Below are 17446 nucleotides of genomic sequence, written 5' to 3'. Positions count from 1 at the left end.
TGGGGCCTCCCAACCGGTGTGAGTCTGTCGGGCTCGAGTCGAGCCGGTGCCTTATGGCCCGGTGATCGGCGATCAAACCCGGCAATCCGGCGGATTGCTCGAAGAGGTGGCGGGTTCTTATGGAATCGAGGTGGGAACGGGTGAGCGCCGATGGGCACAGCGAGCGCCGGCTCGTGCTGCGGCCGCAGACGTCAGCACCACAGCAGGCTCGGGACTTCGTGGCCGAGACGCTTTCGGCATGGCGGCTTGAGCCCTGGCAGGAACCCGCGGTGCTGATCACGAGCGAACTGGTCACCAACGCGGTGCATCATGCCGGCACCGAACTCGCGGTGCGGATCCTGAGGGCCTCTTCGGAAGTCAGGATCGAGGTGTCCGACGGCGCGGCGGACCGGGAACTCCGCGTCGGAGCGCCGGGTGCCCGCGCCGCGGGCGGCGTGGGCCTGGTGATCGTCGAGCGGCTGGCCGACGCCTGGGGTGTGGACAAGCGCCGGAACGGCAAGTCGGTGTGGGTCAGATTGGCCGTGGACCGCGGCCGTCGGCCGGCCTGGTCGCCGGCGGCCGGCACCGCCGGCACCGGTTCGGGTACCGACCGAATGTTGCTGCATGTAAATGGTTGATTCTAAAGTCTGTTCGAGCGGCGGCGCCGCCGCTCGGTCTGATCGTGCCCGCACCGCGGATCGCGTCGGGCCTCCTCCGTCGGCCAAGGGCCATCGTGCCCGCACATCAGGATCATGACATGAACAGTTTCCACCACACGGTCACTGAACACCGGGACCACGTGCTTCTGACCTTGGTCGGCGAGCTGGACTTCGCGGCGCACACCGACTTGGAGACACGGGTCGTCGCCTTGGTCGGGGCCGGGCAGCCGGTCGTCGTCGACTGCGCGGGGATCACGTTCCTTGACTCGATGGGCCTGCGCGCCCTGGTCGCGGGCCTCCTCGCGGCGGAGGAGGCGGGCCTGGGCTTCGAACTGGCCGCGCCTTCGCCGCCTGTGCTCCGAGTGCTGGAGCTGTCCGGGACGCTTGAGCGGTTCACCGTTCGGGAGTCGGTTCCGGAGCCGCCGCGGGGCTGACACCCGGAGCCGACCGGTGGCGGGCGGCGAACCGGCGGATCGCGTCGGCGAAGCGGGTATCGGTCCCCGTCGGAAGCGGGCCTGAAGCGTCCATCGAATCGGTGGGGCAGGGCGCGGTGCCGAACGGTGGCCGATCCCGCGGGTGCCGGGCACGGCGTTCGCGTCCTGTGGAGCAGACCTGGTTTGCCCCGTCATGCACGCCGGTCAGTCGCGACCTGAGCCGAGGTCTGGGGTCTTGTTTACCTCTTTCGGGTGAGGGCACACGGAGCCGGCGGTAGCGAGCCGCGCCACGTCCGTGCAGCCCGGAGGAAGAAGAGGACCCCGGATGAGTACAGGATCGCACGAAGCGCCGCGTTCCCATTTCCGAACACGACGTACCGGGCGCCGTGGCTCAGCGTCCGGGATGTCGCACAAGCAGGTCTTCGACACCCTCGGCCGCGCCGGCTTCGTCGCCCGCGGTGTGGTCTATCTCGTGATCGGCTGGATCGCGCTGATGATCGCGCTGGAACACCGGGCTGTCGAGGCCGACCGCACCGGTGCTCTGGAGCTGATCGCCGGCAAGACCATGGGTTTCGCCGTCCTGTGGTTCCTCGTCGTCGGCTTCGCCGGGATGACGCTGTGGCGCGCGACCTTGGCGCTGCGTCCCGAACTGCCGGGCAAGAAGGGTGTCGGCTCCCGACTCGCCTCGGCGGGCAAGGCGGTGCTCTATGCCGTCGCCGCCTACACCACGGCCCGGTTCACGGTCACCGGTCACGCGAGCGGCTCGACGAACCAGCAGTCGACGGACTTCACCACCGATCTGATGCGGCACAGCGGCGGGCGGTGGCTGGTCGGCGCGGCCGGGCTGGGCCTGGTCATCGGCGGCGTCTTCATGATCAAGCGGGGGCTGGAGAGGCGTTTCGCGAAGGAACTCCGGACCGGGTCGCCCTCCGGCGCCACGCGACGTCGAGTGCTGATCCTCGGCACCGTCGGCAACGTGGCGCGTGGAGTGATCGCCGTGGGCGCGGGCGGCTTCCTCGTCGACGCCGCGATCAAGTTCGACCCCTCGAAAGCCCGCGGCGTGGACGGGACTCTGCGAGCCCTGGCCACCGCCCCGCTGGGCACGGTCATCCTGATCGCGATGGCCTTCGGCCTCGCCGCGTTCGGCGCGTACTCGTTCTGCGAAGCGCGATGGCGACGGCTCTAGGGTGTGGTTTGAACGTCCGGTGGGCTGCGGCCAGACCTGAGGGAACTGATTCTTGCCGGGGACTGTGAGTGCGGATTCAGTGCACGAAATATATAGCGGTGTAAGGGTATTTCATAGACGACTCCTGACGATCGATCTTGCCCGGTATCCGGCTGTCGGGTCGGCGGCCACCGGGTTCGGAATTCCGGCGTGATTCCACTGACCGGTGGCGAAACATTTTCTTGTGTATTTGTGCTGGATTCTGCCTGCCATCATCGACGCGCCGTTTAGGCCGCAACGGCCGGGGTACGGCGGAATGACGCCCACCGAGTGAATCGGCAGCGGCCCGCGATTGACAGACCGGCGGAGAGTAAAATGGATCCTGGAACGCAGTCCGAAGGGACGTCCTGGGCGGCCGAGGCTGACACGCAAGCGGTTTTGATCCAGGTGCCGGCTGACGCCGACTATCTGGCCGTCATCCGCTCGGCCAGTGCGCATGTGGCGACGAAAGCCGGCTGCACCCTGTCGGAGGTCGCTGATCTGCGCTTGGCGGTCGATGAGGCCTGTGGTTTGTTGCTCCGCAACACTGTCCGGGACGAGCAGGCCGCCGACGGCACCGGCAGCGCGGGGGATTTGTTCTGCCGCTTCATTCTCGACGACGCGACCCTGCGCATGGTGCTCAGCCGTAAGGCGCGAAACGCCGCACCGCCGCAGAACGACGAGTTCGGCTGGACCATCCTCAGCGCGCTGGTGGACGACATCCTGTGGCGTGCGGACGGCCCGACGGTGTACGTGGAGCTTGTGAAGCGCCGCGGTGCCGGGCGGTGACCTCGGCCACGCCCACCGCGTCGAAGGACTATGCCCGTGCGGGGTCTGCCCGAGCGCCATCGCGTCCACGCCGCGTCCGTGGTCGGACGGCGCGGGCCGCCGTTTGATACACGGGCAAAGAGCCATACGGGATCGGGAAGCAAGCGCAGAGGTCCCGTCCCGCGAAGGGCGGGCGCAGAGAGGAGCACGGTTCGATGGGTGTCATCGCCTGGATTGTCCTCGGTTTGATCGTCGGCCTGCTCGCGGAGAAGATCGTCAACGGCGGCGATTCGCACGGGCTCATCGTGACGACCGTCATCGGTGTCGCCGGTGCGGTCGTCGGCGGCTGGTTGGCGACCAAGCTGTTCCACGTCGACGACGTGAAGGGATTCTTCAACATCTCGACCTGGCTGACCGCCCTGGCCGGCGCGGTCGTGCTCCTGCTGGTGTTCCACGCCCTGACCGGCCGGCGCTCGGCCCGGCGATGAAGAAGGACGACATGGCCGGCACCGCCAGGAATCCGTGACGCCGTCTTCGCGGTGAGGAGATCCGCGAAGGATCTACCGAACGCTCACGGCTCGATCGCGGGCCGCAGCAGCGCGATCGCCTCGGCGAGGGTCGGCGCGAAGGTGAGGATCTGGTCCAGGCCCACGATGTGGAAGACAGACATCAGATTGCTGTCCAGTCCCGCGACCACGAGTCCGCTGTCCTGCTTTTCGGCGCGCTGGTATGCCATGACAAGAACGGTTATGCCGGTGGAATCACAGAATGTGAGTCCGGTCAGGTCGATGACTGTCGGCCTGTCCTTGGTGAACGGGGCGTCCCGGACGGCTTTGGTCAGGTCCGGAGCCGTATGTTGATCGAGCTCGCCGGTCAGGGTCAACACGGCGACTCCCGAGGGGTCGTCGTCGAGGAGAACAGTCAGAGTGCGGTCGGTCACCTTCGCTCCTGTCCGACTTGGCGCGACTTTGCGCCTCTCCAGGATAGGGCTGAGGGACACGATAGGCTCCGCACACGAGCACCGGGGCGGATGAAGGGTCTGCGCAGTGGCGCGTCACCATGACGGCGAACCTGCCGGGCCGATCGCGGACCGGGCCGCCTCCGTCTTCGCCGCGGATTGGAAAGTCGGCGCTGACCTGGCCCGGGTGGACTGGTCGGCGACGCCGCTCGGGCCGCCGGACCGCTGGCCGGTGAGCTTGCAGACGGCGGTGAGCATTCTGCTGGCGTCCAAGTTCCCCATGTGGATGGCCTGGGGCGAGGACCTGACGTTCTTCTGCAACGATGCCTACCGGCGCGACACCCTGGGGCAGAAGTACCCGTGGGCGCTGGGCCGGCCCTCCCATGAGGTGTGGGAGGAGATCTGGGACGCCATCGGCCCGCGGATCCAGACCGTGCTGGCCACGGGCGAGGCGACGTGGGACGAGGCGCTCCTGCTGTTCCTGGAGCGGTCCGGATACCCCGAGGAGAGCTACCACACCTTCTCCTACAGCCCGATGCGTGACGACGACGGCCGGATCGTGGGCATGCTGTGCGTGGTCAGCGAGGACACCGAACGGGTCATCGGCGATCGCCGCATGGCCACGTTGCGAGATCTCGGCTCCGACCCCAGCGTGCTGCGGACCGAGCGGGAGATGCTCGACTTCGCCGTGACCCAGCTCGGCCGCAATCCGTACGACCTGCCATTCACGCTGACGTACCTGTACCAGGAAGGTGGGGGTGCCCGTCTGGCGGCTGCCACCGGTTTCCCGGGCGGCCATCCGGCTGCCGTGGACTTCCTCGATCCCGGCGGCGCGACCGTATGGCCGATCGAGATGCCCCTGCGTGGCGAGTCCGCGGTGATGCCGCTGGACGGAGCGGTGTTCGCGGATCTCCCGCCGGGACCCTGGGCGGCGGCCCCCGCGCAGGCGATGGTGGTGCCGTTGCGGCAGCAAGGCGGCCAGCCGTATGGCTTCCTGGTCGCGGCGCTGAACCGGTATCGCGCGATGGACGAGGGCTACGGCGCCTTCGTGGAACTGGTCGCCGGCTACATCGCCGCCGGTATCGGCAGCGCCCGCAGCTATGGGGCCCAGCAACGCCGGGCCGAGGAACTGATGGAGCTGGACCGGGCCAAGACCACGTTCTTCTCCAACATCAGCCACGAGTTCCGGACGCCTCTCACCCTGATCATGGGGCCGGTCCAGGAACTGCAGAACCGGCTCTCCGACGCGGACCCGCGAGTGCGGGAGGAACTGGAGGCCATCCGCCGCAACGGCATGCGGCTGGGAAAGTTGGTCAACAACCTGCTGGACTTCTCCCGCATCGAGGCGGGCCGGATGCGGGCCGTCTACGAACGCGTCGATCTCGCGGTGGTCACCAGGGAACTGGCCAGTGTGTTCCGCTCCGCCGTCGTCAAGGCCGGCCTGGATTTCGAGGTCGACTGCCAGACGCTGCCCTCGGCGGTCTACGTCGACCGCGACATGTGGGAGAAGGTCGTCCTCAACCTTCTGAGCAACGCGTTGAAATTCACCTTCGAGGGCTCGATCCGGGTGACGACGCGCGCCGTCGACGGCCAGGCTCAGGTCGAGGTCGCCGACACCGGTATCGGTGTGGCCGACGAGGAGATGCCCCGGCTGTTCGAGCGGTTCCATCGCATCGAGAGCGCGCGCTCCCGCTCCAACGAGGGCAGCGGTATCGGGCTGGCTCTGGCGAAGGAGCTCATCGCCTTGCACGGTGGCGTCATCACCGCGACGTCGGCTGTGGGCGAGGGCACGTGTCTCACCATCCGCCTGCCCTTCGGCTCGGCTCATCTGCCCTCTGACGCCGTCTTTTCCGAGCCGGGGGTGGATTCCGCCCCTACTGGAGCCGATCCGTTCCTGCAGGAGGCTCTGCGCTGGTTGCCTTCGGCGGGGGAGTCCGCCGGGGGTGGTGCCGGCGCGGCCGTCGGCCGAGGCGAACAAGCCCCGGAGCCCGTGGCCGGGCCGCGGCGCGCGGGTCCGGCGGACGCCGGGCGGGTGCTGGTCGCCGACGACAATGCCGACATGCGCGATTACCTCACCAGGCTTCTGCGGGGCGCGGGTTACGAGGTCACGGTGGTCGCGGACGGCCGGCAGGCCTTGGAGTCCGTCACCGCCGACGTGCCCGACCTGATCATCAGCGACGTCATGATGCCGGACCTGGACGGACTGGCCTTGGTCGCGGCGTTGCGGGGCGATCCGCGCACCGCGTCGATACCAGTGTTGCTGTTGTCGGCCCGGGCCGGCCAGGAGGCGTCCATCGAAGGACTGCGGGCCGGTGCGGACGACTACCTGGTGAAACCGTTCGCCGCTGCCGAACTCCTGGCCCGGGTCCGCGCGAACATCGAACTCTCGCAGCTGCGCAGCCATCACATCCGGTGGCGCAACGCACTGGTGGACTCCTTGCAGGAAGCGTTTTTCATCTGTGAGCAGGACGGCACAGTCGTCGAGACCAACGCCGCCTTCGGCGGAATCCTCGGCTACGGCCCCGAGGGCTTGCCCTATCGCCCGGCCCATCCCTGGTGGCCGGAGGCTGCCACGGAGCCGGAGGCCCACCGGCGGGTCGCGGAGGCCTTCACCGCGCTGCCCGGCCGGGACCGGGGCACCCAGACCGTCCCGGTCACCCACCGCGAGGGGCATCGGCTGTGGATCAGCATCGCCAGCGACCGGGTCCGTGACCCTGATTCGGACCGCACCGTGATCGTCGGGACCTTTCGCGACGTGACCGCTGAGTACTACGCGGTTCAGCGGGAGACCGCTTTGGCCGCCCTGGCCGGGTGCCTGGCGCGGGCCACGAGCCTGCCCGAAGCGCTGACCGGCGCCCTGGAGGAACTCAAGAACCTGTGGCACGCCCGGCGCGTCGTGGCGGCCGTGTTCGGATCCGGCGACGAGCCGGTCCTCACGACCACCGACCCCGCCCTGGCCTGGCCTCAGCTGGCCGCCGAACGCCGCCGGGCGCTCGCGGACCTTCGGCAGCAGCCCGCCCTGACCACCGTCGCGGACGAGGCCGGAGCCAGCGTCCTGCTGGAGCACCCCGATGGTCCCCTGGTCCTGGGCATCGAGCTGGGCGAGCAGCGGCCGCTCTCGGTGGAAGACCTGCTTCTGCTGTCCCTGCTGGGCAGCCACCTGGCCCAGGGCCTGGCGCGGGTACACCAGATCGAGCAACAGCGCGAGACCGCCATCGCCCTGCAACGCGCCATCTTGGGCCCCTCTTCGCTGCCCGAGGGATTCGCGGTCCGCTACGAGCCGGCCACCCGGCCGCTGGAAGTCGGCGGCGACTGGTACGACACCGTCCGCCTGGCTGACGGCCGTATCGGCATCGTCGTCGGCGACTGCGTCGGCCGCGGACTCAGCGCGGCCAGCGTCATGGGCCAAATGCGCAGCGCCTGCCGCGCACTGCTGTTGCAGGACGCGAGCCCTGCCCGGGTGCTGACGGTGCTGGACCAGTTCGCCCTTGACGTGCCCGGAGCAGTGTGCACCACCGTGTTCTGCGGCGTCCTCGATCCCGAGACCGGCAACCTGACCTACTCCAGCGCCGGACATCCACCCGGCATCCTCGTGCACTCCGACGGCGGCACCCATCTGCTCGAAGAGGGGCGCGCGCTGCCGCTGGCCGTCAGACCGGAGCACCCGCGGCCGGAGAGTATCTGCGCGATACCGGCCCGCTCCACCCTGCTGCTGTACACCGACGGCCTGGTCGAACGCCGCCGCCGCTCGCTCAGCGCGGGCATCGACCAAGCCGGCGCCGTGGTCCGCGCGGGCCGCGACGCCGCGGTCGAAGACCTCGCCACCGACGTCATAAACAGCCTGGCCCCCGCCGGCGGCTACGACGACGACGTCGCCCTGCTGCTGTACCGGCACCCGGCCCCGTTGCAGATCTCCTTCGCTGCGGAGTCCTCGCAGCTGGCACCGGTTCGTCAGGCCCTGCGTGGCTGGCTCGACCAGTGCGACCTGCCCCCGGGCACCGTGCAGAACGTCCTGGTGGCGGTCGGCGAGGCCTGCGCCAACGCGATCGAGCACGGCCACCGCGAGGTGCGCGGCGAGGTCGTCCTCTTCCGAGCCGAAGCCGGCGTCGACAGCCTGCACCTGACGATCACGGACAGCGGCAGCTGGAAACCGCCCGAGATCCAGAGCGGCACCGACCGGGGCCGCGGCCTGACGCTCATGCACGCCCTCATGAACCAGGTCGTCGTCACGCCGGGGCCGACCGGCACCACTGTCCGCATGCATAAGAGGATTGGCCTATGACCGCACCCCTTGCCCTGACCTCCAGCCGGCGGCAGGACGGCGTGACCGTGTTGACGGCGGTCGGCGAGATCGACATGAGCAACACCGGGGACCTCGCCACCGCGATCGAGCAGGTGCCCGGTCCCATCGTCCTGGACCTCACCGGCGTCGAGTACCTCGACAGCGCCGGCCTGAGCGTGCTCTTCGCCCATGCCGACCGCATCCAGCTCATCGCCACCGCTCTGCTGGAACCGGTCCTGACGATCTCCGGCCTCGCCGATCTCACCACCGTCCACCGTCCGTGAGCAGGCGTGGACATGGTCTGTAAGCCCTTGGGCCGCTTCAGACCTGCACAGCCCTCGGTTCGGGAAGAGCCTGATCAGAGCCCTCAGAGCCCTCAGAGCCCTCAACCCATTCCTTGAACCGCTCCAGATCGACCAGGACCTGCACGTTGTCCAGGCCGAGCGCGCCGGCGGCCTTCTCGACCAGGCCGTCGGGCTGCCAGTCGATGGTGACCGTGATGCGCGTGCAGGACTTGGTGAGCTCGTCGAACGTGACGGTCCCGGAGTGGAACAGATCCCCGCCGACGCTTTCCCAGGCCAGGGACTTCCCCGCGCGCTGCTCGGTGATCCGCGCCTCGAACTCGCGGTGCACCCCGCCGAGCTCGGTCAGCCATCGGGAGTGCCCGCCGCCCAGGGTTTCGACCTGACGGACACCGCTCATGAAGTGCGGGAACGACTCGAACCGGGACCAGCGGTCATACGCGGTGGCGACCGGCACGTCCACATCGATCGAATGCGTCACCGAGTTCATGTTCAGCCTCTCAAAAGCTTTAGTCGCTGTGGCATCGCTGCCAGGGGATACACGGCTACCCAAAGTGGTCCGCAAGAAACCGGAGCCGGGTTCGTCAGATGATCGCCGTGACGGTGACCGTGATGTGGGCGCGCGGCGAGTGTGTGTCCTTATAGCTTTTATCCGCACCGAAGTAGCCGGCGAGTACTTCTTCCGCAGTACTGCGCACCGCACGCACAGTCGCCAGCGCGGGGGCGTTCCGACGCAGAGCCACGCGCACCTCCACGACCATACCGGCCGGTCCGTCGTGCACGCTCACTCCGCCGCCGCGCGTGTCGCCGCGAGCCAGCACGGTGCTGAACAGGGCGCGCGGGTGCGGGCTCAGGTAGGCGATGTCCGGTACGGCGGCGACCGCGCCGGCCAGGCGGGCGGTGAGCTCAGTGTCCATCGCTGCGTTTGTCTTCCCTTGTGCCGGCCGGCGCCGTGACGATCAGGTCGATGACCGCGATGTCGATCTCGCGCACGTCCATGCCGCAGTCGGCGGCGGTGTCGGCGACCACGACCCGTGCCGCCGCCGCCACTTCGGCCACGACCTGGCCGAGGCTGATGGCGATCTCCAGCCGGATCCGCACCGGTCCGCGCGGCAGCCGTCCGCCTCGCGGGCGCCGTTCGCCGTCGGCGGTGACCGCGGTGACGCGGCAGCTTCCAGCGGTGATGCCGGGCAGGGTGTCGACGGCGCGGCGCAGGGCGCGTGTGGCGGCGGCGTGGGTGATCCACAGGTCTTCGTCGGGCTCGCCCATGGGCAGCAGGGGCCCGGGGCGCAGTTCGGTGCGGACGGTGCGCATGATCCGGTCGGTGAGCCACAGGGCACTGGTTTGGGCGCGTTCATCCTGCTCCAGGGCACCGCGTACCAGATTCTCAAGGGTGTGCAGGGCGTCCACGGCGTCGAGGCAGTGCGGGCACCGCTCGTGGGCGGGCGGCGGTGCGCCGAAGGCTTGGAGTTCGTCCAGATCGGCGCCGCACGGCAGGCTGTGGTCGGCCGCCGGGTCGGGGAGGGGGTGGTTCAGGTGCATGGGCGCACCGCCTCCATCAGTGCTTTGCGTGCTCGGTGGATCCGGCCACGGACCGAGGGCTCGCCGATCCCGAGGATCCGGCCGATCTCCTCGTAGGAGAGCCCGTCCATCTCCCGCAGCACCCAGCACGCCCGCTGCTCGTCGGTCAGCGAGTCGAGGGCCTGCCCGAGTGTACGCAGTGTCTCGGTGGCCTCGGCGGCGTCGGCCGGGTCGCCGGCCGGTGCGCGCAGTTCGCCGGCGTCCTCCAGCGGCGCGTTGGGGCGCCGGGCCCGCAAGAGGTTGAGGCACTTGTTGGTGACGATGCGGTAGAGCCACGTGGGGAACTGGGAGTCGGCGCGGAAGCCGGGCAGCGCGCGCCAGGCCGCGACGAATGCCTCCTGCACCGCGTCCTCGGCTTCCGTCCGGTCGCCCAGTATCCGGGTCGCGAGCGTCAGCATGCGCGGGGCGTAGCGGTGCACGAGGTGTTCGAAGGCTTCGTCGTCGCCGTCGGCGGCGCGGGCGGCGAGCAGGCGGTCGTCGACCTCGGCGAGGCCGCCGCCGCTGTCCCGGGTGCCGGGGGCGTCGGTGAGCCCTGATACCGGTGTCACGGTCAACCCCCTCGATCGGCTGCCGCGCTATGTTCGGGAAACCGGCGGGGCCCCCGGCGCGCGCTTACTGCACGCGGCCGTCGCCGTCCTGGTCGTCGTCCTCTTCGAGCAGCCGGACGTCGATCACCGAGATGTTGACCTCGACGACCTCCAGGCCGGTCATCCGCTCGACGGCGTCCACCACATCCTCGCGTACCTGGGCGGCGACGTCGGTGATCACCACGCCGTACTCGACGATCAGCTGCAGATCGACCGCCGCCTGCAGCTGGCCGACTTCGACCTTGACCCCACCGGTCAGGCCCGCGGCTTTGGCACCGGAGCCGGTGACCCGGTCGCGGGCGGTGGCCAGGGTGCGGGAGATGCCGCCGCCGAGGGCGTGCACGCCGGGCACCTCGCGCGCCGCCAGGTTGGCGATCTTGGCGACCACCTGGTCGGCGATCGTGGTCTTGCCCCGGTCCTCCACGGCGCCCGGCGCCGCGCTCTCGGCCCGTGCGGCGGGCAGGGTGCGCCCCTGGCCGACCACCTCGGTCTTCTCGCCGTCGCTCTTCGTGCTGCGCTCGGTCGCGGTCGTGGTCATGGCGTACCTCCACATGGGTCTTGACGTCGGTGCACAGACTTGGACCCCGCCGCGCGGCGATCCTCACGCGGTGCCGCCGAGATTTTTTCCGGCCATCCCGGCCTGCCCGCGTGAGGATCGGGGCCCGGCCGGGTCGAATACGGGTGAGAGGGATGAGGTGATGATGCCGATGAATACTGCGACAGTCGGGATGATGTACGGGATCGCGCTGGGCTTCGCGGCGGCGTTCGGCGGGTTCAGCGCGTTCGTGATGGTCGCGGCCCTGGGCGCGGCGGGATACGGGGTCGGGCGGCTCGCCGAGGGCGGCGGCTTGGCGGAGGCGCTGCGCAGCCGCGACTGGGACCGGGACCGGGATCGGGACCGGTGAGCGTGCCCTTGGAGGCGTCGGCGGATACGGCGGCTCAGAGTTCGGTGCCGGCTCCGACACCGGTCGGCACGCCGGCCGCCGAGCGCGGCAGCCTGTCGATCTCCGACCGCGCGCTCGCGCACCTGTCCGAACACGCCGCCCGCGAGACCTTGGGCACCTGGGGCCCGGCAGGCCATCAGGCACGGGTCCGGGTGCACTTCGGGCGGGGGCGGCGCGTCGCGCACGCGTGGATCGAAGTCCCCTATCCGCGGTCGGCGGCAGCCGCGGCAGCCGAGGTCTCCGGCCATCTCGCCGAGCGGCTCGACGCTCTCGCCGATACGCGCGTGCGGCGTGTCGCAGTCCGTGTCTCCTATATCGCGCCCGCATCTCGACCAGCGACAGAGACAGCATCACAGACCCAATCAGACAACGAACCAGATGGCGGACCGCGGACCGCTTCCGCGGCGAAGCCGATCCCGCATGCCCGCACCCTGCCCACCGTAATCGCCGCTTCAGCCGTCGGATCTGTCGCGGCGCTCGCGTTGGCCGTCGTCATCCAGCGGCGCTACCACTACAGCGGTCGGCTCGGGTCCTGGGCGAGGTCGATCGCGGACGCGCATCCGTCCAGCGGGGCGGTCGTCGCCGGTGCCGTGGGACTGGTCGTGGTCGGGCTCGTCGCGCTGGTGTGCGCGCTCGCCCCGAGACGGACGCGGCTGGAGATGGTGACCGGGGATCCGCGCCTGCACGCCGCGATCTCTCCCGGCGCGGTCTCCTCCCACCTACGGCACGCGGTGCGGGACGTCGACATGGCGGCCGTGGTCACGGTCCGTCGAGGGCGCACGGCTCGGGTGCGGCTCACCGTGAAGCCGGCCGACTCCGATGCCGCGCTGGTCCGGGCGCGGCAGATCCAGGAGCAGGCTCCTGCGACGTTCGCGGCGCCGAGGTTGCGTGTACGCGCACGAGTGCGCATGAGGAAGGCAAGGGTTCAATGACCACGGTGATCGTCAACCGGCTGCTGCTCGCGGTGCTGGGCCTGGTGTGTGTCGCGCTCGGCCTGTGGCTGCTCACGGCGCGGTATGCCGCGCACCTGCTGCCCGGGAGTGCCGTGCGGTACGTCGCCACCGGACCGGACCGTTCGTTGGCCGGGCCGACCACGCGCTCGCATCTGCGGGAGGCCGTCCACGGCTGGTATCTGCCCGGCGCGCTCACGGCCGTCTGCCTTCTCGCGGCGCTCTTTCTCGTCTGGCAGTACGTCGCCGTGCGAATGCGAACTCTGCGACTGGGCACCGCACGGGTCGACGCGCAGACCCTGGCACGCCGGATCTGCGCCGAGGCACGCGACCTCGACGAGGTGGCCTCGGCTCGCGCCCACTTCGTCACCACCGATCCGCCACGGCTGCGCCTGATCCTGCGGCCGCGTCCGGAGGCCGAGCCGGCTCGGCTGCTTGCCGGTGTGCGATCGGACATCGTCCCCGGCATCGGCACGGCCTGCGGTGGGGCCGTGCCCGGCATCGAGATCCGCATCGTCGGCCGACGCTCGCGCCGCGGCAGACCCGCACGCGTGAAATGAGACACGCGTCCGCGGCCCGGCCCCCACCGCCGACCACACCGGTGGGCCGCCGACCTGCGCGGACACGGAATCGAACGCGGACACCACATGGCCGAGGAAGCTCGCGAGGAGCCCGCCCGGGCCAGGGCCGGATTCCTCACCGGATGGTCCTCGCGGCGGCGACCTGCCGGTTGCGAGGACGCGGTCCGGCGTTTGGGATGGGATCTTCGGGGCAAAACGCCGCGATCGCCCTTCGGGGCACGCGTCGAAAGGCATGGAGGTACCGGAGATGGCCGCAGCGTTGGGCGACGTGATCCAGGCGGGCCAGGCCGTCGCCGACGCCGGCCTGGTGACCAGCCGCAAGCCCGACGACCTGCCGAAGTGCTGCGCGAAGCTCGTGGCGGAGTTCGCCCAGGGCCGCCACGCCGATCAAGCCCGGTCCGCGAGCCGCTGAGGCTCCCGTACGGCAGTCGGCAAAGACAACCACCAGCAAGGAGCTTTTCTCATGGCGACAGGACCGGGCACCGCAGGAAGCGGCGCTGACCGCGAGGACCCCAAGAACGAGCAACTCGAAGCCTTCCGCGCCCACCCCGCGCAGGACCTGCTCACCACCGACCAGGGCGTCCGGATCGACGACACCGACAACTCGCTGCGGGTCGGCGAGCGCGGCCCGACGCTGCTGGAGGACTTCCAGGCCCGGGAGAAGCTCACCCACTTCGATCACGAGCGCATCCCCGAGCGCGTGGTGCACGCCCGCGGTTCGGCCGCCTACGGCTACTTCGAGGCCTATGCGTCGCTGGCCGATCTGACCTGTGCGGACTTCCTGTCCGAAGCCGGTCTGCGGACGCCGGTGTTCGTGCGGTTCTCCACCGTCCAGGGCCCGCGGGGCTCGGCCGACACAGTGCGGGACGTCCGAGGATTCGCCACGAAGTTCTACACCCGAGAAGGGAACTACGACCTGGTCGGCAACAACATGCCGGTGTTCTTCATCCAGGACGCGATCAAGTTCCCGGACTTCGTGCACGCGGTGAAGCCCGAGCCGCACAACGAGATGCCCACCGGCGGCACCGCGCACGACACCTTCTGGGACTTCTGCTCGCTGCAGCCCGAATCCACCCACATGCTGATGTGGGCCATGTCGGACCGCGCGATCCCGCGCAGCCTGCGGATGATGCAGGGGTTCGGCGTCCACACCTTCCGCTTCGTGACCGCCGACGGCCGCGGGACGTTCGTGAAGTTCCACTGGCGGCCCAAGCTCGGCGTCGCCTCGCAGGTCTGGGACGAGGCCCAGATCACCGCGGGCAAGGACCCCGACTTCCACCGCCGCGACCTGTGGGAGGCGATCGAAGGCGGGGACTACCCGGAGTGGGAGCTCGGCGTGCAGCTGGTGGCCGAGCAGGACGAGACGGGCTTCGACTTCGACATCCTGGACGCCACCAAGCTGATTCCCGAGGAGGAGGTCCCCGTCCGGGTGATCGGCCGGATGGTCCTGGACCGCAATCCGGAGAACTTCTTCGCCGAGACCGAACAAGCCGCGTTCCACACCGCCAACGTCGTCCCGGGCATCGACTTCTCCAACGATCCGCTGTTGCAGGGCCGCAACTTCTCCTACCTGGACACCCAGCTGATCCGCCTGGGCGGCCCCAACTTCTCCCAGCTGCCGGTGAACCGGCCGATCGCCGACGTCAATCACAACCACCGCGACGGCTACGGCCAGCAGGTGATCCACTCCGGCACCAGCTACGCCCCGAACTCCCTGAACGGAGACAACCCGCACCAGGCCGGCCAGGACCGGCAGCCCGGCGTCTTCCAGCACTATCAGCAGCGCGTGGACGGCGACACGATCCGCAAGCGCAGCGGCAGCTTCTCCGACCACTACAGCCAGGCCACGCTGTTCTGGAACAGCATGGCCGACTGGGAGAAGCAGCACATCGTCCAGGCCTTCCGGTTCGAACTCGGCAAAGTGGAGAACCGGGCCATCAGAAAGCGCATGGTCGACAACCTCACCCACGTCGACCACGGCCTGGCCTCAGCCGTCGCGGCCGGGATCGGTGTCGACGTCCCGGAACAGACCGGCACCGCCAACCACGGCCGCAGCTCTGCCGCGCTGAGCCAGCAGAACCTTCTGCCCGGCGACCCCGGCACCCGCAAGGTCGCACTCCTGGCGGCGGACGGCGTCGACGTCGCGTCGGCCGCCGCTCTACAGTCGCTTCTGAAGCAGCATTCGGTGACCGTTGAAGTGCTCGCCGCGCACGACGGCTCACTGCACGACGGGAACGGCGAGGGCACGCTGCCGGTGACCCGGGCACTGCCGACCACCGCCTCGGTGCTCTACGACGCGGTCGTGGTCGCCGGCGGTGCCGAGTCGGCACGCACCTTGGCCGCCGACCCGGACACCCGCCGCTTCGTGGAAGAGGCCTGGCGCCACGGCAAGCCGATCGGCGCGCTGGACGGCGGCGCGTACGTGCTGCCGCCCTACGGCCCAGCCGACCCGGCCGGCCTGTCCGACTCCTCCGATAGCCGGACGCCGACCGCCTCCGACCTCCAGGAAGGCGTCGTGGTGGCGGCACCGGGCGAGAACGGCGTCGACGACTTCGCAGACGCCTTTCTCGCCGCGCTCGCCGCGCACCGTTTCCCCGACCGTCCGCCGGTCCTCACCTGACAGCGCGAATGGTCGACGGCAGAGCGCGGGCCCGTTGGCGACCCGCGCTCTGCCGTGCGTACGCCGCGAACTCTGCCGGCACCTGGCTGTTCGAGGCGAAGCGGCTCGTCCGTGACTTCCCGGCCCGCCCGCGAAATGCCAGGACCTCTCCGGTCAAAACAGGCACGTTTGGCGAGCGGAGTGCGGGACAACCGGCCCCCGGCATCGTTGGCGTCGACAGAGGAGAGGTGGCGGGCGTGGGGAACGGCACGAACTTGACGCCGGGCGGGGGAGTGGCGGCTAACGGGGCACCTGCCTCGCCGGCTTCCGCCGACCCGCGGGACCGATCGTTGTGGCTGCCCGGACGCTTCCCGCGGCGACCGCCCCGTGAGCGATCCTGGGTGCACGTGGGGTTCGGGCTGGGCATCGGGCTGATCCTGGCCTATGCGACTGCCGAAGCGATATTGAGCTCCGCCCAGGTCCTGATCCTCGTGCTGCTGTCGGCGTTCATCGCCGTCAGCCTGGAGCCGATCGTCGTGGGCCTGATGCGCCTGCGGCTGCGCCGCGGTGCGGCCGTGGCCGTGGTTCTGATCGGGTTCGCCGCGGTGATCGGCGGCTTCATCGCGCTGGTCATCCCACCGGTGAGTACTGAGATCAGCGCCCTGACCAAGGCCATCCCCCAGTGGCTGCAGGAACTCCACGACCACAACTCGCAGCTGGGCCGCATCGAGGACCGCTACCACATCGTCGCCAAAGCCCGGGCTCAATTCGTCTCCGGCGACGCCGGCGGGAAGGTCGTCTCCGGTCTGCTGGCAGCCAGCCAGGTCATCATCGGTGCGGTGAGCGGCACCCTCATCGTCATCACGCTGACGACCTACTTCCTGATCGGCATGCCGGCCGTCCGGGACTTCGGCCTGCGCTTCGTCATGGCCGACGACCGGCCCCGGGCCGAGGACCTGACCAATCGGATCGTGCTCCAGGTCGGCCGCTACATGCTGGCCAACCTGGCCACCTCCGTCCTGGCCGGGATCGCGACCTTCGTCTGGTGCCTGGCCGTCGGCGTCCCCTACGCCGCGGTGCTCGGCTTCCTGGTCGCCATCATGGACCTGGTGCCGGTGATCGGCTCAACCGTCGGCGGCGTAGTGGTGAGCCTGGTGGCGCTGTCCGTGTCGGTGCCGACCGCGATCACCTCGCTGGTCTTCTACATCGTCTTCCGATTCGCCGAAGACCACCTCATCACGCCGCTCACCATGAAATACACGGTACGGATCCATCCGGTCGCGACGATGATCGCGGTGCTGGTACTGGGAACCCTGCTGGGCCTCATCGGCGCGCTGATCGCGGTCCCGACCGCCACGGCCGTCGGCCTGATCCTCGACGAGGTCGTCTTCCCCAAGCGAGACCAGACCGGAGCGGTCTCCGGCGTGCTGTCGTAGCACGACCGCGCCCGGTGCGAACCGGGCGCGGCTGGTGGTGCTCTAGTGCTGTATCAGGCAACGTTTGCCCGGGAGTTTTCGCGACGTGGTTCGCGATGTGGTTCGCGACGTGTCGGTCGGCGGGCGGGATCCGTTGGCGGGTGGAGTTTGCTGGGGGCTGGGGTTTGTGGGCCGGGTTGCGG

Annotated in this window: 18 protein-coding genes and 1 pseudogene; 13 read left to right on the top strand and 6 right to left on the bottom strand. The window is 69.7% G+C overall.

The features are described 5' to 3' along the window. Nucleotides 1–140: 140 nt before the first annotated feature. From KGQ19_RS12030 to KGQ19_RS12010, 5 genes are all read left to right on the top strand, one after another. Entirely contained in the window at nt 141–617 is a 477-nt protein-coding gene (locus KGQ19_RS12030) for an ATP-binding protein (protein ID WP_212009185.1), read from the top strand. Nucleotides 618–736: 119 nt separating this feature from the next. Then, complete coding sequence (locus tag KGQ19_RS12025) at nt 737–1072, top strand: STAS domain-containing protein (protein WP_212009184.1); 336 nt, start codon at nt 737–739, stop codon at nt 1070–1072. 403 nt (nt 1073–1475) lie between these two features. Next, entirely contained in the window at nt 1476–2258 is a 783-nt protein-coding gene (locus KGQ19_RS12020) for a DUF1206 domain-containing protein (protein WP_212009183.1), read from the top strand. A 426-nt stretch (nt 2259–2684) separates the two neighbouring features. Continuing rightward, on the top strand, nt 2685–3065 hold the full coding sequence (locus KGQ19_RS12015) for an ATP-binding protein (protein WP_307856402.1): 381 nt from the start codon (nt 2685–2687) through the stop codon (nt 3063–3065). Between the two features lie 194 nt (nt 3066–3259). Continuing rightward, a complete protein-coding gene (locus KGQ19_RS12010; protein WP_212009181.1) occupies nt 3260–3532 on the top strand; it encodes a GlsB/YeaQ/YmgE family stress response membrane protein in 273 nt (90 codons plus the stop codon). 83 nt (nt 3533–3615) lie between these two features. Here KGQ19_RS12010 and KGQ19_RS12005 read toward each other — a convergent pair whose 3' ends face one another. Beyond that, a complete protein-coding gene (locus KGQ19_RS12005; RefSeq protein WP_212009180.1) occupies nt 3616–3984 on the bottom strand; it encodes an STAS domain-containing protein in 369 nt (122 codons plus the stop codon). 106 nt (nt 3985–4090) lie between these two features. Between KGQ19_RS12005 and KGQ19_RS12000 the strand changes: the two genes are divergently transcribed. Beyond that, nucleotides 4091–8284, top strand: coding sequence for a SpoIIE family protein phosphatase (locus KGQ19_RS12000; protein WP_212009179.1), 4194 nt, complete (start codon nt 4091–4093; stop codon nt 8282–8284). Beyond that, nucleotides 8281–8568: an STAS domain-containing protein gene (locus KGQ19_RS11995; RefSeq protein WP_212009178.1), complete on the top strand. Its 288-nt coding sequence runs from the start codon at nt 8281–8283 to the stop codon at nt 8566–8568. Before KGQ19_RS12000 ends, KGQ19_RS11995 begins: the two co-directional genes overlap by 4 nt. A 37-nt stretch (nt 8569–8605) precedes the next feature. On the opposite strand, the gene KGQ19_RS11990 is transcribed toward KGQ19_RS11995, so the two are convergent. From KGQ19_RS11990 to KGQ19_RS11970, 5 genes are all read right to left on the bottom strand, one after another. Next, a complete protein-coding gene (locus KGQ19_RS11990; RefSeq protein ID WP_230418518.1) occupies nt 8606–9076 on the bottom strand; it encodes an SRPBCC family protein in 471 nt (156 codons plus the stop codon). Between the two features lie 94 nt (nt 9077–9170). Further along, nucleotides 9171–9503 (bottom strand): hypothetical protein, encoded by a 333-nt coding sequence (locus KGQ19_RS11985; protein ID WP_212009176.1) that lies wholly within the window; start codon nt 9501–9503, stop codon nt 9171–9173. Beyond that, nucleotides 9493–10128 (bottom strand): hypothetical protein, encoded by a 636-nt coding sequence (locus KGQ19_RS11980; RefSeq protein WP_212009175.1) that lies wholly within the window; start codon nt 10126–10128, stop codon nt 9493–9495. The genes KGQ19_RS11985 and KGQ19_RS11980 overlap by 11 nt, the downstream gene beginning before the upstream one ends. After that, complete coding sequence (locus KGQ19_RS11975; protein WP_212009174.1) at nt 10119–10715, bottom strand: RNA polymerase sigma factor; 597 nt, start codon at nt 10713–10715, stop codon at nt 10119–10121. The genes KGQ19_RS11980 and KGQ19_RS11975 overlap by 10 nt, the downstream gene beginning before the upstream one ends. Nucleotides 10716–10779: 64 nt before the next feature. Then, a complete protein-coding gene (locus tag KGQ19_RS11970) occupies nt 10780–11292 on the bottom strand; it encodes an Asp23/Gls24 family envelope stress response protein (protein WP_212009173.1) in 513 nt (170 codons plus the stop codon). A 169-nt stretch (nt 11293–11461) separates the two neighbouring features. On the opposite strand from KGQ19_RS11970, the gene KGQ19_RS11965 reads away from it, so the two are divergent. The 6 genes and pseudogenes from KGQ19_RS11965 (at nt 11462) to KGQ19_RS11940 (ending at nt 17264) form a co-directional block, all read left to right on the top strand. Further along, complete coding sequence (locus KGQ19_RS11965; RefSeq protein WP_212009172.1) at nt 11462–11659, top strand: hypothetical protein; 198 nt, start codon at nt 11462–11464, stop codon at nt 11657–11659. Next, nucleotides 11656–12630, top strand: a complete 975-nt coding sequence (locus tag KGQ19_RS11960) for an Asp23/Gls24 family envelope stress response protein (RefSeq protein ID WP_212009171.1) — start codon at nt 11656–11658, stop codon at nt 12628–12630. The genes KGQ19_RS11965 and KGQ19_RS11960 overlap by 4 nt, the downstream gene beginning before the upstream one ends. Beyond that, nucleotides 12627–13208: a hypothetical protein gene (locus KGQ19_RS11955; protein WP_212009170.1), complete on the top strand. Its 582-nt coding sequence runs from the start codon at nt 12627–12629 to the stop codon at nt 13206–13208. Before KGQ19_RS11960 ends, KGQ19_RS11955 begins: the two co-directional genes overlap by 4 nt. Before the next feature lie 310 nt (nt 13209–13518). Continuing rightward, nucleotides 13519–13641, top strand: a pseudogene (locus KGQ19_RS11950) (protease); the annotation flags it as partial. 51 nt (nt 13642–13692) lie between these two features. Then, nucleotides 13693–15849 (top strand): catalase, encoded by a 2157-nt coding sequence (locus KGQ19_RS11945; RefSeq protein WP_212009168.1) that lies wholly within the window; start codon nt 13693–13695, stop codon nt 15847–15849. A 386-nt stretch (nt 15850–16235) separates the two neighbouring features. After that, nucleotides 16236–17264: an AI-2E family transporter gene (locus KGQ19_RS11940; protein WP_307856398.1), complete on the top strand. Its 1029-nt coding sequence runs from the start codon at nt 16236–16238 to the stop codon at nt 17262–17264. The last annotated feature ends 182 nt before the right edge of the window (nt 17265–17446 follow it).

This window comes from Catenulispora pinistramenti, from assembly GCF_018274385.1.
Lineage (GTDB): Bacteria > Actinomycetota > Actinomycetes > Streptomycetales > Catenulisporaceae > Catenulispora > Catenulispora pinistramenti.
This window is presented reverse-complemented; position numbering and strand designations above follow the sequence as displayed.